Genomic DNA, 16,451 nt, shown 5'->3' on the forward strand with positions numbered 1-16,451 from the left:
GATCTGTGCTGTGCTGGCTGACGCCGCGACCGACGGGGCCACGGCGGCGGGACGGCGGCGGGATGTAGGTTCACCGACGTGGTCGAGGTGTCCAGGCAGCGCTTCGAGGACCTGGTGGCCGAGGCGTTGGACAGCCTGCCGCCCCAGCTCGGCCGCCAGATGTCCAACATCGCGGTCGTCGTCGAGGACGAGCCGCCGTCACCGGGGCTGCTCGGGCTCTACGAGGGCGTGCCGCTGACACAGCGGGGTGACTGGTACAGCGGGGTGCTGCCAGACCGGATCACGATCTACCGGCGGCCGATCTGCGACCTGGGCCGCACCGAGGAACAGGTCGTCGAGCAGGTACGGGTGACCGTCATCCACGAGGTGGCCCATCACTTCGGCATCGACGACGGGCGGCTCGCCGAACTCGGCTGGGAGTAGGACCCGCCGGCGGCCACCGCGGCCCATCCTGTCCGCCGACACACTGTCCGCCGACACGCCGTGCGGTACGTCCGCGGCTGGGCCGAGGCGGCGCGGCCGCTGTTTGAGCCGTGGAGCGTAGCCGCTGTGTGGCCGGGGCGGCTGTGGCCGCTGTGTGGCCGGGGCCGCTGTGGCCGCTGTGCCTGTTGTCCCCACTCCGGGTGAAGCCACTGTTTGTAGTGTCATTGTTGGCTGATAGTTGACTTGTGGTTGCTCTACGTGTCTACTTCATGTCGTGGTCGGGTAACTACGGAAAGTCGTCACCCGGCCATCTCGTCGCTGTTGGGGCGACGTGTCCCGCAGCACCGCGCCGGTGCGGAGCTGCCGGTGCATGAGCTAAGGAGCAACTGTGCGCAGAAAGCTGAAAGCGGCGTTCACCGCCGCTGCGGTGGCAGGCACTCTGGGGGCCGTGCCGCTGCTGTCCGGGCAGGCGGCCATCGCCGACTCTCCCGGCGCGAACACCAGGCCGCCCAGCCTGGCGGCGGTCGGTCTGACGAGCGACGGGATCAGGCTTGCCCAGTTCGAAACCCGGTCCCGCTCCGTCGAGCGTCCGAGGCGGGTCGTGCCCGTCAGCGGACTCCTTGCTGGTGAGTCGCTTGTGGGCATCGACTACCGGGTTCAGGACGGACTGCTCTACGGTGTGGCCAGCGGCGGCCGCATCTACACGCTCGACGCCTCCACGGGGCTGGCGACCTATACCGGCCAGACGCTGGGCGCCGCATTGGCGGGTAATACGGTCTTCGATGTCGACTTCAATCCCACCACGGGTGAGTTGCGCGTTGTCGGTAACGCGAACCTGAACCTGCGCCACAACGTCATCACCAACGTGACAACCGCGGAGACCGCGCTGTCCGACCTCGGTGTCACCGCCATCGCCTACACCAACAACGACAGCGACCCGGCGACCGGTACCACGCTGTTCGACATCGACACCGACACCAGCGTCGACCAGTTGGCGATCCAGTCRCCGCCGAGCACCGGCAGCCTCACGCCGACCGGCAACCTCGGCGTGAACGCGGCTCTGAACGCCGGCTTCGACATCTACAGCAGGGTCGTCGGGGGCACCTCCGTCGACTCCGTCGGGTTCGCGACGCTGTCGGTCGCGGGCCAGTACGGTCTCTACTCGATCAACCTGCTCACCGGGCACGCCGACCTGATCGGGCAGTTCCCGACCGGGACCCAGGTGTCCGACCTGGCCGTGAAGCCGTAACGGCGGATCCCGCCCACGGCCCCTTCCCCGTCCACGGCCTGTTCGCGGCCCCCGGTCGATCACGGACCGGGGGCCGCACCGCGTTTCCGACCGGAAAGGCCCGCCCGTCCTGGTCATCCCCGGCGGATCACTGTAGTCAACGCTGTTGACGGCACTGGCGCGACGATCTGATCTTCGAGGTGTTCCCGGCCGCGGGTCCTGTCCACCGGGGCGGTCGCCGAAACCGCTGGCAGCGACGCCGGTACACGGCTGGTGGGCAGGCCGGCCCTGACGGCCATCCGGGCGAACTCGGCCGCGTCGTGGACGGCGGCTCCGCCGTGGTCGTTGTTGAAGTAGACGTAGGCGTCTCCCTCCGGCCAGCACTCGGCGATCCGGCGGATCCAGCTGCTCAGGGCCTGGCGGCCGTACCGGGGGGCGGGGCGGGCACGACCAGCGTGCAGGCGCAGGTAGCCCCAGCCGGCGGGCCGCCACAGCGGTGTGACCGGCCGGCTGTCCCGATCCGCCCAGCACAGTGCCGTGTCGTGTGCGCGGAGCACGCCGTGGACCTCACTGGTCCACCAGCTCGGATGCCGTGGTTCCACGACCACCCGGACGTCGGACGGGAAGCAGCCCAGGCACGCGTCGAGACGGACGGGATCGGCGCGCAGGTTCGGCGGCAGTTGAAGCAGCACGGGACCGAGCCGGTGGCCGAGACCGGCGGTGTGCGCCAGGAACCGTTCGACGGGCTCGGCCGGGTCCCGAAGGCGTCTGACGTGGGTGAGGAAACGGCTGGCCTTGACCGTCATGATGAAGCCGGGTGGAGTCTGCTCCCGCCAGCGCGCGACGACCCCGGGTGCCGGCAGTCGGTAGAAGGCGTTGTTGCACTCCACCGTCGCGAACCGGTCCGCGTAGTACCGCAGCCAGGCGCGCCGCGGCACCCCGGCCGGGTAGAACACCCCCCGCCAGTCGGCGTACTGCCATCCGGACGTCCCGACGAGCATCGGCACACGGCCAGCATGAGGGGGCGATCAAGGACCGCCCCGACGGTCAGGGTCCGCTGGTACCGGTCATGGACGGATCAGGGACGAAGGACGAACGCCCTGACGTCATGGACGGACACCCTGATGGTGCTGTGGCATGTGCAGGTGGGCCGTCTGGTGGGTGACAGCCTCGATGTGGCCGGCCGCGACGTCGAGTAGCCGGTGGGCCAGCTCGGACAGGGCGCGGGATGCCGCGACCTCATCGCCGATCTTGGGAATCTCGGCGTCGGCGGGGTGCCGCCGCGCGTGCCCGACGCCCCGCAGCTCGCGTTCGGAGTCCGAACGCGGTCCCGGACGCAGCGCCGCCTCCGCGCGGGTGTGCCCGTCGTCCTCGGTCAGGAGTACGTCGACCGTCCACCTCTTGGTGTGGATCATGATCGGTCGCCACCTTTCCCAGCAGACAGCCCCCAGTGGGATCTGGATCTCTGGCAGCGCGGGAAAACATGACCGCGTTGCCATGGTCCTTTCAGCCTGGCTCCTCCTAGCCTGGCACGGCTCGACGGCCACCGCGAACGCATCCGTAACCGGCACGGATCTCCAGAGAGGATCTGTCGAAGTATCGCAGTAGTCGTGCGCGGCCCGTGCGGGGAACAGCCTGCCGTTCCCGAACGGCACGGGATGAGGAGGACTGCCTGGTCAGCCGTGCATTCCTCGGAGGGTGTCCGGTACCGGTTGTTGTTCGGTACCGGTTGTCACTGGGCGCACGAAAGATCAGGGCTAGAGGTACTGGGCGGCCCAGGGGGCGCCCGCGGCTGAGGCTGCGGCCAGCCGGGCGGCGCCTCGGGCCACCACCAGGTCCGAGGCCTGGATGCGGGCCACGGTGCAGGCGGCCCAGAGTTCGGGGAGGGTGCGGGCGCGGGCGGTGACCAGGGCGGCGTCCCAGTAACCGGGGTAGTTGAGGGTGCCGCCGCCCACCCGGAGGACGTCGGGGTTGAGGATGTTCAGCAGGGTGGCCATGGCCAGCCCGAAGGCGTCCCCGGCTGCCTCGACGACGCCCCGGATGGCGGGGTTTCCGGCGGCGAGCGCCGCGTGCACCTGGGCCGGGGGCAGACCGGCGGCCTGGACGATCGAGGCGCCGCCGGCCAGTTCGTCGAGCCGGCGTACGCCCTGCGGGGTGGGTACCGGCATGCTGCCGACCTCGCCGGCCCAGCCCCGGCCGCCCCGCACCACCTGACCCTGGTGGAGGTACGCGGAGCCGACGGCGGTGCCGGAGAGCATCACCACGGCGGTCCGGGCGTCACCTATGTCGGCGGCCTCCTCGGCCAGGGCGGCCCGGATGTCGTTGACCAGCAGATGGGGGGCGGCGAGGCCGGCCGGGCCGGGCCAGCCGTTGAGCGCGGGCAGTACGTCGCAGACAACGACCCGGCCGTCCTCGACCAGCCCGGGGACGGCGATGCCCACTGAGGCGGGAGCCAGGCCGTGGTCGGCGAGGAACTTCTCGATGGCCGTGCCGATGTAGCCGGGGGTGGCGCCGGGGCCGGTGGCGACGCGGACGGTCAGGGGCTCGTCATGACCGGGCCGGTGGGCGAGCATGAGGAGCTTGGTGCCGCCGATGTCGATGCCGACGCTGGGGTGGCTTGTCATCGGGGTTCAGTAGACACCTTCCACGGCGGGCTCGCCGTCCGCCTCGGGCAGGGGGCGGACGGCGGTCACACCGTCCCAGGGGAACCAGGGATGCGGGCCGGTGCGGCGGGCGGTATCGCGTTCCAGGAGGTTGGGAAGGAAGAGGTCCTCCAGCAGGGTGGTGGTGAGCACCCGGCCACGCGCCCCCACGGGGACCTCCCGCAGCGGGTTGGCGGGGTCCACCACCCGCTGGACGGCCAGGGGCGGGGGGAGGTGGTAGACGCGGGACCCCTCGGGCATCAGGGCGTGRCCCACCAGGGTGTTTCCGTAGGTGTCGATCCAGCGCACGCCCTGGAGGTACTCCTCCTCCAGGAAGCGGATCTCCTCGGCGGAGCAGGAGGTCCCGCCGGTGCACACAGCCTTCACGCCATGGGCGGCCAGGGGTTCGTCGAGTTCGCCGACCAGGGCGAGCAGCAGCTTGGAGGTGGTGAACAGGAGGGAGGGCCGCTGGCGGGCGAGGAGAGTGCGGGTCTGGGCGGTCAGGTGCTGGATGTAGCTGTCGGCGCTGCCCCTCGACTGGATCTCGGACTTCACCCAGCGGGGGTCGAAGTCGATGAAGGCGGCGGATCCGCACCACCGGTCGGCGAGGCGTTCGACGAAGTGGGCGTACTGGTGGGGTCCGCTGGGGGTCATGGCGACGATGTCGCCGCCGTCCAGACCCCGTACCTCCAGCATCACCCGGTAGAGGGTCACCTCGTCGTCGAGCTTGCTGACATTGACGACCCGGCACGGTTCTCCGGTGGTGCCGCCGGTCTCGAAGACCCGGAAGGGGCGGTGGCGCAGGCCACGCGGGAGGAGGTCGCGGGGGCGGGCGGCGCGTAGCTCGTTCTTGTCGAAGAACCCGAACAGGGCGAGGGCATCGAAGCCGGTGATGTCGCGGAGCGGGTCGAACGGCAGGGTGGCGCGCCGGCGCAGCCAGAACGGTGAGCCGGTCTCCTCGGAGAAATGCCAGTGGATCATCCGGAGCGTCCACTCGTCCAGGCCGTGGCGCAGGGCCGGGAGCCGTTCAGCCATGAGGTCGGCGGGGGTGCGGGTGGTGGGGGGCACGGTGGCTGGGGTCATGCGTCGACTCCTTGGTCGGGCGATGGGCCGCCCGGCATCGTGTGGACGAAGAGTGAACGCTGCTGGACCGCGTCGGCCAGGGCCGGCCCGGCCCGCAGGACGGCGGCGAACGGGAAGGGGAGTTCGCGGCCGACAAGCGGGTGCGGGGCGTCCGGGGTGCCGGGGTCGGCGAGACGGATCAGGGTAGGGGCCAGGAAGACCAGCGGGCCGTGCCGGTGGAGCAGTGGACGGGTGGTGACCACCTCGTCGGCGGGCTGGATCAGCCGGTGGGCCAGCTCCGCGATACGGGGCGCCATGACGGGGTCGGGGATCGCGGCCTGCGGATGGGCGGAGTCGGGGGGCTGGATGCCTATGGCATCCAGCCGGGCTCCGAGAGCACGGGCGACCGGGGCAGGGTCACCGGCGCAGAGCACGGTGCGGACGTTCTTGCAGAACCGGCCGCTGTTGCCGGCGACCAGGGGGGTCAGCCAGTCGGCAGCGGCCTGCGGGTCGTGGTCCGCCGGGACCAGAGCACAGCCCCGGCCGGGGCCGTGCAGGGTGAGGGTGGGCAGCTCGGGGAGCTGGGCGGCGATGCCGTCGCCGCCGTAGATGATCTGACGGTCGGTAAGGGTGATCAGCGTGGGGAGGAGCTCGGGGACGGTGGAGTAGCAGGCCAGCCGGTCGGCGGGCCAGCCGGCGGCCAGCAGGGCCGCCACCATGCGGACAGCGGAGAGCGGTTCCCGGCGGCTGGGACGGATCCAGACCGTTTCGCTGGTCAGTACGGCGTCGAGTACCGAGACCAGACAGGTGAAGGTGTTGGCGGGCAGCGAGACCAGCGTGCGGGTGGCCGGCGGCCCTGGCGGTGGCGTTCCGGCGGGGAGGCTGTCGCGGAGCAGGGTGATCCACTGCTCGGTGAGTGGCTCCGGGAGCCCTGCGACCGAGGCCATCGCTGCCCGGAAACCGGCCGCGTCCTGGTCGCCGAGGCTGCCGATCGGCAGAGTGCCCTGGTCGAAGAGGTCCAGGGCACGGCGTACGATCCGCAGCCGCTGGGCGTGGTCCGGCGGGGGGCCAGGAGCCGCACGGGAGCGCCGGGCATCGGCGGCGATCAGGGCCCGGGGGACCAGTGACAGCCGCCATCCCCCGCCGCCGGGCAGTGGGGCGGAGTCCAGCGAGTCGTACCACTCACCCCGCCGGAACACCGGCACGGTGCCTCCGCCGGGGGCGGCCGGGCCGGCCGGGGCGGCGCCACCGGCAACCGCCGGGGCGTGAGACGACCGGTCAGGCGCCGTCATCGGCGGACCAGGGTCGGGTCCAGCGGCTGTCGGTGCGGGCGCCGGCGAGCTGGAAGCGGATGTCGGCGGAGAGCCGCATCCGGCGGGTGCCGGTGTCCAGAGAGGCGTGGACGATATGCGGGGTGTGGATGGTCAGGTCTCCGGTGGCGTAGTCGGCCCACAGCCAGCGGCGGGCCGTCCGCTCCGCCGTCCACCGCAGGTCGTGGCTGATCGGGCGGGAGTCGTGGGGACGGTCGGTGACGTCGCGCAACGGGTCCAGCTGGTCGGGGGTCAGGGTGTGGGAGCCTTCGAGGTAGATCAGACCGCCCATCGGCAGCGGGCAGTCGCCGAGCGGGATCCAGGTGGTGAGCAGCTGGTCGGTGCCTCTGGTCATGTACTCGTAGTCGGTGTGGGCGCGGGAAGCGCGCAGGGACCCGAGGTAGAAGTGRCGGACGATCTTCCGGGGTAGTAGCTGCACCGGGCCCTGCAGGAGCGTTTCGGCGAGCCGGCGCAGCACCGGCTGCTCGCTGAACCGCTGGAACTGCGGGGAGCGGACGAAGCTGTGGGCCGGGTGGCCGGGTACTCCGTACTCCCCTGTTCCGGCGGGCACGGTACCCGAGTAGACACCGCTGACCGGTGGTGTTCCCGGGGCGAGGAATCCGGGGTCGAGCTGGGCGAAGTACTGCTCACGCAGCCRCAGCACCTCGTCCGGGTCGAGGACTCCACGGAGCAGGAGGTGGCCGTCACGGCGCAGCCGCTCGCGGAGCGCGGCGGGCTCGGCGAGCAGGTCGGAGCTGTCCGTCATCGGAGCGAAGTAGGTGTCGTTGAAGGGGATGGCCGCTCCGTTGGAGGCCAGCCCACTCACCGGGCGTGCCGTGGTCATCGCAATGTCCGCTCCCTGCGGGGTGGGTGACGGGTCAGCAGAGGTTGGCCAGTTCGGTACGGAGGGCGGCCAGGGTGCGTTGCTGCTGGTCGGGGGTGATCGACGGGTAGAGCGGCAGGCAGATGTGGTGGGCGGCGAACCAGCGGGCCTGCGGAAAGTCCCGGGCCGGCGGGGCGCCCTGGGCGGTGAAATACGGCTGCTCGCAGAGCAGGGTGTCGTAGACCTCACCGGCCAGGGCGACGCCGTGGTGGGTGCGCAGCCGGGCTTTGAGGGTGGCCCGGTCGACACCGTCCGGCAGGTACGCCAGGTACTTGTAGCCGTTGGCGGTGACCCCGGCCGGGACGTCATAGCGGCGGAGCCCGGGTACCCCGGACAGATGTTCGTCGTACCGGGCGGCGAGCGCGTGCCGGGCCCGGGTCGCCGCGTCGAAGCGCTCCAGCTGGGCGAGACCGATGGCCGCGTGCACCTCGCTCATCCGCCAGTTGCTGCCGGGGCAGTCGTGCAGACCGGCCTCGTAGGCCACCCTGCCGTGGTCCCGCAGCCGGCGGACGGTGTTCAGTTCGGCGGGACCGGGGGCGGTGAGGATGCCGCCTTCGGCGCTGGTCAGGACCTTTGTCGGGTAGAGCGAGAACGCTCCGTAGGTGCCGAAGGTGCCGGCCGGAGCCCCGTCGAGGCGGGAGCCGAAGGCATGCGCCGCGTCCTCGACCAGCGGGATCCCCCGGGCCCGGCAGGTTGCGGCGACCTGGTGGATCGCGGGGGAGATCACGCCGCCGATGTGGACAACGGTGACGGCCGCCACATCGGGGTGCCGATCCAGGGCCCGTGCCAGCGATGCGGGGTCCAGGCCCAGGCCGTCGAGCTCCATGTCGACGAAGTCCACGACGGCCCCGGCGCGGACGGCGGCCGCGGCGGTGGCGAAGAAGGTGTTGACCGGGACCAGCACGGTGCGGCCGGCCACCCCGATGATACGGAAGGCGATCTCCAGTGCGGCCGAGCCGGAGCTGACCGCGGCCGCCTCCCGACCCACCCAGGGTTCGACACGGGCCTCGAACTCGGCGAGCTGCGGGCCGAGGGTGAGTGCCCCGGAGGCCAGCGCCTCATCGACCCGGTCTGTCACCTCGCGGCGGGCCGCGACATCGAACCGGAGCCGTAGCGCTGGCACCGGTACGGCGGGCTGGGCACCGTCCTTGCCGAGGGCATCGAGGAAGAAGGCGGTGGCACGTTCGGGGTCGGTGGCGTGGCCCATGGGCAGGTCGAGAACTTCCAGCCGGTGTTGGGCGGAGCCCAGCGCGTAGGCCTTGCGGAGCTGTTCGGCGGCCGACTCGGTGTCCTGACGGCTCAGCGTCGGGTCGACGGTGCCGTACTGGACCTGAAGTGGCGCCGGGCAGAGAGCGGCGTAGAGGTCGGGCAGGTCGGCATGGCGCAGGATGCCCGGGAGCATGGCCACCGGGTTGCCGCTGAGGAGTTCGCCGTGGAGCAGCGGGTAGCTGCCGAGGTGGCTGGCGGCGCAGAGCGGGAGTGGTTCGCCATCCTGCAGCAGGGCGGTGTGCAGGGCGACGGCGGCGCCCAGGCTGTGGCCGAACAGCCCGATCCGGTCCGGGTCGGCGTCCGGGTGCCCGCGCAGCCAGCCGAGCGCGCCGAGTGCGTCCTCGACCAGCGCGCCCAGCAGCGGCTGGCTGCCGAGGCTGAACGCCTGGGTGAGGACCGCGGCCTCGTCCCGGCCGGAGAGCAGGGCGGCTGGCAGGCCGCCGTCGAGTCCGTAGTCGACGGTGAGGGTGAGCAGTCCGACCCGGGCCAGCCGCTCAGCGATGTTGCGGTCCGGGTGATCGGGCGGCTCCAACCCGGTGACCTGCTCCAGGACCGCCCGCCGGCCCGGGCTGACCAGTACCGCCGGCCGGGGACGGGAAGGTCCGGTGGGCGCCAGCAGCACCGCCCGGATGCCGTCCCGCGCAGGGGAACGGAGCTCGTACCGCTCGACCCGGAGCCCCGGCAGCTCCCCGGTGGTCCGCCGCACGGTCTCCAGCGGGGCGACGGAGCCGGGGTCGACGTGGGCGAGCCGGGCGACGGCGGAGCGGATCCGCCGGTTCTGGCCGCCCGGGTCGGTCCGCTCGGACGACGTGTGGCGCAGCGCGGTTTCATCGGCGAACCTGCGTCGTAGCCGGGAACTCTGCACGGGCGATCCTTACAGTCGATCGGACGGAGCGGGTGGTCAGACGAAGTCGGCGTGCAGGGTGGCGGGGACCTCGACGCGGTAGGAATCGAGCGCGTCGTCCAGGTGGATCTTCCCGCGTCGGAGCCATTCCAGGAGTTYGTTCTGTGGCCGGTAGAAGCAGGACTTGCACAGATCGGTGCGCTGCGGGTTGGATTCCTCCCACGAGGCCCGCTCCCCGCCCTCGAGTATCTGTAGGTATCCTTCCTTCAACACGTTCCCGATCAGATAGCGGCTGTTGAGGTGCACCTGTGGGCAGGGATACAGATTTCCGTCGGCGCCGACGGCGGTGACGAAACGGCTGTAGTGGCATTTTTCGAAGTCACCCTCGACCTCCTCCACCTGATCCATGGGGCCCCGGTCGAGTTTGGGTACTGAAACCTCGAAATCTGCTGTCGCCATCTCCACCGCGTCGTTCAGCCCGGCTGTGATATCGGCCATCATGGTCTTGATCGTGTCGTGTCCGAGGCCACTGTAGAACTCGGGCTCGAAGCGCACGTAGTGAGCGCCTGAGTCATGTGCGAGGCGGGCCGCCTGGCGGATTTCCTGGTAGTTCTGGGCGGTGATGACGAAGTTGAATYCGATGCGGAAATCCGGGTCGACGGCGGCGGCGCGTAGCCGGCCCGGCGACTCCAGAAATGTCCCGAAGGTGCCGTCACGGTCGTGGGTGATGTCGTTGAAGGTCTTCTCGGTGCCGGCGTTGAGGCCGATCCGGACCCAGGTGTGGGTCTCGGCCACGCATTCCCTGATGCCCGGGCGGGTCAGCCGGGACCCGTTGGTGATCAGCCCGATCCGCAGCCCGGCCGCGGCCGCGGCGCGGGTGATCTGCTGGTAGCCCGGATGGATCGTGCATTCGCCGCTGCCGCAGAAGGTGACCGCCCGGCCGCCGGTGGCGGCGAACTCGTGCATGAGTCTGACGGCGGCATCGGTTTTTATCGAGTCCTTGAAGGAGAACAGGTCGTAGAAGTTCTCCTCGTTCGGGGAGTGGAAGTTGCAGAAGTTGCATCGCATGTTGCAGGCGCCCATGATGCCGATCCGCATGTGGATCGGGCGGATCTCCTCGCCGTTCACGAATTTACGGACCATTTCTTCGTGCGCCAGAACCTTGGTCGGGGCGTGCGCCTGGTCCAGGGAGACCGCCGGTGTTCCTTCGGGATTTTTCGGTAGTGCCGAGTCGTGCGGCGATGCGGCCTGTGCCTGGCCCATGGTGAGTTCCTTTCGTAGGTGACGGACGGCCGAAAAATATCTGTCGACGCTGTGGCCCGCCTCGATGCGTCGACGTACCGGTTTTCCAGACGATCATTTTCTGTGTTGAAGATCCGGCAGTCCTCGGTCGGTCCTGCGTCGACACCGCACCCCGAAAATCCAGGGTTCCGCCGGCCGCGTCTGCGGTATTTCCGATTCCGCCTCAGTGTCCGATCTTGACTTTCTCGGGGACGTCGGGGACGAGGACGGCGACGGAGTAGTCAGGCGCTGACGAGGTAGGAGATGACGGCTTTTTCGTTGATGCCTGTGAAGCGGACGTTCAGGCTGGGCTGGCCCTCGTCGGTGATACCGGCGTGGCGCGGGTCGATGACACCCCGCGCCTCCTCGCCGACGCGGACCGCCAGGATGGATGTGCTCCGGGTGGTGGTGACGGGGATTGTGTTGCTGGGGAGGATGGGGACGCCGCGCCAGGCGGATATGCGGTGGCCGGCGATGTCGACGCTCCGCGGGTAGAGGCCGCGGCGGTTGGCCTCCCGGCCGAACGTGGCGATCGCCCGGGGATGCGCGAGAATGAACTGCGGATTCTTCCACACCGTGGCCAGCGGTTCGTCGAGGTCGTCGGGGGTGTGTGGGCCGGTGCGGATGTGGATGCGTTGTTTGAGGTCGGCGTTGTGGCGGAGGCCGAAGTCGCGGTTGTTGAATAGTTCGTGTTCCTGGCGTTCGTGGAGGGCTTCGATGGTGAGGCGGAGTTGCTGTTCGAGCTGGTTGTTGGGTTCGTTGTAGAGGTCGGCGACGCGGCTGTGGACGCGCAGGATGGTCTGGGCGACGCTGAGTTCATATTCGCGGGGGGCGAGTTCATAGTCGACGAAGGTGCCGGGGAGGTCGGGTTCGCCGTGGTGGCCAGCGGTGAGGTCGATGGCGGCTTTGCCGTATTTGTTCTGGTCGGGGCGGGTGCGGTACTGGTCGAGGATTTCATGGAAGGTGGTGCGGGGAGGGTGAAGACGGTGGTCGCGGTGGCGGCGGTGGTGTATTGCCAGGTGCTGTCGGAGCCGGTGAGGKTGTCCTCGCCGAAGTAGTCGCCGTCGGCGAGGACGCCGAGGGTGGTCTGGTCGCCGTATTCACCGACGCCGATCTTGTTGATTTTGCCGTGGGCGATGAGGAAGACCTGGTCAGCGGGTTGGCCGATTTCGGTGATGGTGTTGCCGGGGGCGTATTCGTGTTGGGTGAAGCGGTCGGCGAGGGTGGTCAGGACGGCGGTGCCGTCGAAGCCGCGCAGGGGTGGGAGTTCGCCGAGTTCGGGGGGATGACGCGGATGTCGGCGCCCGCGGTGACGAAGGTGATGCGTCCGTCGCCGAGGGGGTAGGTCAGGCGGCGGTTGACGCGGTAGATGCCGCCGGCGACCTGGACCCAGGGGAGGATGCGCAGGAGCCATCGGGAGGAGATCTCCTGCATTTGCGAGACGGATTTGGTGACCGTCGCCAGGTTGCGGGCTGCTTCGGTGCCCAGGCTCAACCGAACACGAGCGCGGCCGGGGGTGGTCGCCGCTGCTGTCGGCGGCTGATGCCACTGGCTCTGTCACCGCGTCTACCACCAATCTCTGATCCTGCAACCGGTCGCTCTTCCCTCACCGGGGCTGGCTGAAGTCGGCGAGCGATCGTGATGAACGGTCGCGGCGCACAGGGGGTGGGTGGCTGCCTGCCTGTTCGTAGGCGGCCATGAGTTGTTCATGACGATTTTGTGCGGTGAGCGCGCGCCAAATATTAACTGGTTCGCGTGAGATTCACAACTGATTCGTCTTCCCCTGCTGTCGCGTACCAACCGTGATGGCTAGGTGGTTACCGGCGGTGGTGGCGATTCTGCCGGCCGAGGCTTCCGACAACGGCATGAATGCTTTCCGGACGGCGCGGGTGGCCTGCGGTCACCAGGATTTCCCGCAGGCCGGCGACGACGTGCGGTGAAAAGCACGGTGAAAGGTGACGCGGCACCGGCTCGCGGCCTGGCCGCGGCGGGCCGTACGGCCCGGTCCCAGGTGTTGGCCGATATCATGCGGACCGGGCTCGCGGCGGTCCTCCCATATGTTCCGGCCTGGTCCGGCCCGGCGGCCCGGCAGGTGGTTCACCAGGTCGGGACGGGTGTCGAGGACGGCCGTCCGCTACGGGGCGCCGCTACCGGACCTGCGGTGACAATGGCCGGCGGGGTATCCGGCCGCAGCCGTCCTCCGACTTCCGTCAGGCCGGTGTTGTATTCACTGAAACGACATGGCCGGTTTTCCGGCAATAATTCACCGGTATCCGCCCAGCGGATTGTCCAGCGAATTTTTCGGCGGTCGCCGGGGTCGTTCACGGAACGGACGGTACCGGCTTCGAGCCGTCACAATTTCTGCTACTTTCTGTAGTCATCCCGCTTCGATCTTCGATGAAATGTTACGGAAAGTAGTTAATCTATCTCTCCGGTGGAGCTGTTGCCGAGCGTCATGGTGCTATCCCCGCCGGCCGGGTCGCCGCTCCGCGCCGCTGCGGGTCGCCGCTCCGGACGGCGATTCGGCCGGTGGGGCGGAAGCGGCGCAGCCGCAGCGAGTTGGAGACGACGAACACGGAGCTCAGCGCCATGGCCGCACCGGCGATCATGGGGTTGAGCAGGCCGGCGGCGGCCAACGGAAGGGCGACGACGTTGTAGGCGAAGGCCCAGAACAGGTTGCCCTTGATGGTGGCCAGGGTGCGCCGGGACAGCCGGATGGCGTCCACGGCCGCGCCGAGATCCCCGCGGACGAGGGTGATGTCACCCGCCTCGATCGCGGCGTCCGTCCCGGTCCCCACGGCCAGGCCCAGATCGGCGCGGGCGAGCGCGGCGGCGTCGTTGACCCCGTCCCCGACCATCGCGACGACCCGGCCTCGCGCCTGCAGCCGGGCGACGACGTCGACCTTGTCCGTGGGCAGTGCCTCGGCGATCACCTCGTCGATGCCGGCCTGCGCGGCAACCGCGTGGGCGGCTCGGGCGTTGTCACCGGTGAGCAGGACCGGTGCCAGGCCGAGGCCACGCAGCCGGCGGACCGCGTCCGCGCTGCCGGGCCGGAGAGTGTCGGCGACGACGAGCACCGCGCGGGCGGCGCCGTCCCAGCCGGCGAACACCGGCGTACGGCCGTCCCGTTCGGCGGCCTGGGCCGCCTGCTCGAGCGCGTCGGGGATGTGCAGCGACCACTCCTCGAGCAGGCGACGGCGACCAGTGACGATCTTCTGGTCGTCCACCGTCCCCCGCACACCGAAGCCGTCGACGCTGCTGAAGTCCTCGACGTCCGGCAGTTCGCCGAGCCGTTCCCGTGCCCCGTGGGCGATCGCCCGCGCGATCGGGTGCCCGCTGGCCGCCTCGACCGCGCCGACCAGCCGCAGCACCTCGTCGACGCCGGCCTGCGCACCATCGGTGCCGGTACCAGTACTGCCGGTGCCGGTATCAGTGCGGTCAGGGCTGGCGGCGCCGGCGCCGGTGCCGGCTGTGACGACTGTCAGCAGGCTCATCCGCCCGGTGGTCAGCGTCCCGGTCTTGTCCAGGACGACGGTGTCCACCCGCCGGGTCGATTCCAGTACCTCCGGCCCTTTGATCAGGATGCCGAGCTGGGCGCCACGGCCGCTGCCGACGAGCAGCGCGGTGGGGGTCGCCAGGCCGAGCGCGCACGGGCAGGCGACGATCAGCACGGCCACCGCGGCCGTGAACGCCGCCGTCGGCCCCTCGCCGAGAGCGAGCCACACCGCGAGGGTGACGGCCGTGAGGCCGATCACGATCGGGACGAACACGGCCGACACCCGGTCGGCGAGCCGCTGGATCGCGGCCTTGCCGCTCTGCGCCTCGACGACCAGTTTCGCGATCTGCGCGAGCTGGGTGTCCGCGCCCACCCGGGTGGCCCGGACCACCAGCCGGCCGTCGGTGTTCACGGTGGCGCCGGTGACCGTGTCACCCACGCCGACCTCGACCGGCACCGCCTCGCCGGTGAGCATGCTCGCGTCCACCGCGCAACCGCCCTGCTCCACGACCCCGTCGGTGGCGATCTTCTCGCCTGGGCGCACCACGAAGCGGTCGCCCACGGCCAGCTGTTCGATGCCGATCCGCAGCTCCTGGCCGTCCCGCAGGACCGTCACGTTCCTGGCGCCCAGTTCGAGCAGCGCCCGCAGCGCGGCGCCGGCCCGCCGCTTGGCGCGCGCCTCGAAGAAGCGTCCGGTGAGGATGAGCGTCGTCACCACGGCGGCGACCTCGAGGTAGATGCTGTCCGTGCCGCTGCCCCGGTCGGCGGCTGGCCCGGAGGGCATGATCATGTCGGTCATGCCCGTCATCCCCGCGTGGCCGGAAGACGCATGACCGAAGAACAGGGCGTACAGCGACCAGCCGAACGCCGCGAGCGTGCCGATGGAGATCAGTGTGTCCATGGTCGCCGCGCCGTGGCGCAGGTTCGTCCACGCCGCTCGGTGGAACGGCAGACCGCCCCACAGTACGACCGGGGTGGCCAGCGCCAGCGACAGCCACTGCCAGTTGTCGAACTGCCACGGCGGCACCATGGCGAGCAGCAGCACCGGCAGGCTCAGCAGACTGGAGACGATCAGCCGTAGCCGCTGCGGGTCGACCCGCTCCGCCCGCTCGGTCGCGGGGGCGGCCCGGCCCGCTTCCGCGGCCCCTTCCCGGCCCGTCACCGTCGGCGCCTCGTCCGCCGGGACGGCCCGTGGCGGCTGTGGCCGCTGAGGTACCTGCGGTTGCTGGGCGCGGTAGCCGATCCGCTGCACCTCGGTGACCAGGTCGGCCGCGGTGAGCCGGTCCGGGTAGACGACATGCGCCCGCTCGGTGGCGTAGTTGACGGTGGCGGTCACACCCTCGAGCCGGTTGAGCCGCTTCTCGATGCGCGCCGCGCAGGACGCGCAGGTCATCCCGCTGATCGACAGATCGATCTCGTGGACACCCGAGGGCGGCGCGGCATCCGCGGTCACGCTCATCGCGGTCGTTCCTCCGTTCCGGCTGGCCGGTCCGCCTCGTCGAGGTGCGGTGGCTCGTCCCCCGACGCGTCCGGCCGATGCCGCTGGTCCTACCGGTTGGGTTCTTCGCCAGCCGGCTTCTTCCTGGCCGGCTGGCCCGCTGCTGGCTGCCCCGCTACCGGCTGGCGGCGGGGCTGACGAGTTCGTAACCGGCCTCGTCCACGGCGGCTCGGACAGCGGTCTCCGCCAGCGACTGTTCACTGATCACCGTTACCGCGCCGCTGCCCAGGTCCACCTGGACGTCGCTGACACCCGGGATCCGGCCGATCTCGGTGCTCACCGCGCCGACACAGTGCGAGCAGTTCATGCCGACAACGGTGTAGGTGGTCGTGGTCACAGTTGGTCCTTCCAGAAGAAATGATCGATTTTGGGGTGTGCCTGGCGTCGTCGGCGGTGCACAGCCACGTCCCTTCCGTGGTCCGTGACGCCTCTCGTCGTCCACGCCGGGAGTTTGTCGGACGTGGGACGAACGCCGGGCGCGGTGGACGCGTGATCATGTCGTTGGGTGTCGTCGT

At 70.3% G+C, this 16,451-nt stretch carries 12 protein-coding genes and 1 pseudogene; 2 read left to right on the forward strand and 11 right to left on the reverse strand.

Annotation, left to right across the window (positions count from 1 at the left end; translation table 11 throughout):
* Nucleotides 1-78 precede the first annotated feature (78 nt).
* Entirely contained in the window at nucleotides 79-423 is a 345-nt protein-coding gene (locus tag BL254_RS12550; RefSeq protein ID WP_047222779.1) for a metallopeptidase family protein, read from the forward strand.
* Nucleotides 424-811: 388 nt separating this feature from the next.
* The gene (locus BL254_RS12555; RefSeq protein WP_052914525.1) at nucleotides 812-1,672 is read left to right on the forward strand and encodes a DUF4394 domain-containing protein; all 861 of its coding nucleotides are present in this window, start codon (nucleotides 812-814) and stop codon (nucleotides 1,670-1,672) included.
* Between the two features lie 113 nt (nucleotides 1,673-1,785).
* Here the strand turns inward: BL254_RS12555 and BL254_RS12560 are convergent, their stop codons facing one another.
* From BL254_RS12560 to BL254_RS12610, 11 genes and pseudogenes are all read right to left on the reverse strand, one after another.
* Nucleotides 1,786-2,658: a DUF72 domain-containing protein gene (locus BL254_RS12560; RefSeq protein WP_076843384.1), complete on the reverse strand. Its 873-nt coding sequence runs from the start codon at nucleotides 2,656-2,658 to the stop codon at nucleotides 1,786-1,788.
* 99 nt (nucleotides 2,659-2,757) lie between these two features.
* Nucleotides 2,758-3,066 carry a DUF1876 domain-containing protein gene (locus BL254_RS12565; RefSeq protein ID WP_047222780.1) on the reverse strand — a complete coding sequence of 103 codons (309 nt, stop codon included), beginning with the start codon at nucleotides 3,064-3,066 and terminating at the stop codon, nucleotides 2,758-2,760.
* A gap of 342 nt (nucleotides 3,067-3,408) precedes the next feature.
* Nucleotides 3,409-4,275 (reverse strand): ROK family protein, encoded by an 867-nt coding sequence (locus BL254_RS12570; RefSeq protein ID WP_047222781.1) that lies wholly within the window; start codon nucleotides 4,273-4,275, stop codon nucleotides 3,409-3,411.
* 6 nt (nucleotides 4,276-4,281) lie between these two features.
* Nucleotides 4,282-5,376: a hypothetical protein gene (locus BL254_RS12575; protein WP_076843385.1), complete on the reverse strand. Its 1,095-nt coding sequence runs from the start codon at nucleotides 5,374-5,376 to the stop codon at nucleotides 4,282-4,284.
* Nucleotides 5,373-6,647, reverse strand: a complete 1,275-nt coding sequence (locus tag BL254_RS12580; RefSeq protein WP_076843386.1) for a hypothetical protein — start codon at nucleotides 6,645-6,647, stop codon at nucleotides 5,373-5,375. Before BL254_RS12580 ends, BL254_RS12575 begins: the two co-directional genes overlap by 4 nt.
* Nucleotides 6,634-7,509, reverse strand: coding sequence for a phytanoyl-CoA dioxygenase family protein (locus tag BL254_RS12585; RefSeq protein WP_076843387.1), 876 nt, complete (start codon nucleotides 7,507-7,509; stop codon nucleotides 6,634-6,636). Before BL254_RS12585 ends, BL254_RS12580 begins: the two co-directional genes overlap by 14 nt.
* A gap of 34 nt (nucleotides 7,510-7,543) precedes the next feature.
* Entirely contained in the window at nucleotides 7,544-9,682 is a 2,139-nt protein-coding gene (locus tag BL254_RS12590; protein WP_052914861.1) for a DegT/DnrJ/EryC1/StrS family aminotransferase, read from the reverse strand.
* Between the two features lie 36 nt (nucleotides 9,683-9,718).
* Nucleotides 9,719-10,924, reverse strand: a complete 1,206-nt coding sequence (locus tag BL254_RS12595; RefSeq protein ID WP_254858055.1) for a radical SAM/SPASM domain-containing protein — start codon at nucleotides 10,922-10,924, stop codon at nucleotides 9,719-9,721.
* 202 nt (nucleotides 10,925-11,126) lie between these two features.
* Nucleotides 11,127-12,436, reverse strand: a pseudogene (locus BL254_RS12600) (family 2B encapsulin nanocompartment shell protein).
* 959 nt (nucleotides 12,437-13,395) lie between these two features.
* Nucleotides 13,396-15,897 (reverse strand): cation-translocating P-type ATPase, encoded by a 2,502-nt coding sequence (locus BL254_RS12605; RefSeq protein ID WP_047224570.1) that lies wholly within the window; start codon nucleotides 15,895-15,897, stop codon nucleotides 13,396-13,398.
* Between the two features lie 154 nt (nucleotides 15,898-16,051).
* Complete coding sequence (locus BL254_RS12610) at nucleotides 16,052-16,273, reverse strand: heavy-metal-associated domain-containing protein (protein ID WP_047224571.1); 222 nt, start codon at nucleotides 16,271-16,273, stop codon at nucleotides 16,052-16,054.
* Nucleotides 16,274-16,451 lie beyond the last annotated feature (178 nt).

It is taken from the genome of Protofrankia sp. BMG5.30 (genome assembly GCF_001983005.1).
In the GTDB taxonomy this organism is placed as follows: Bacteria; Actinomycetota; Actinomycetes; order Frankiales; family Frankiaceae; genus Protofrankia; species Protofrankia coriariae.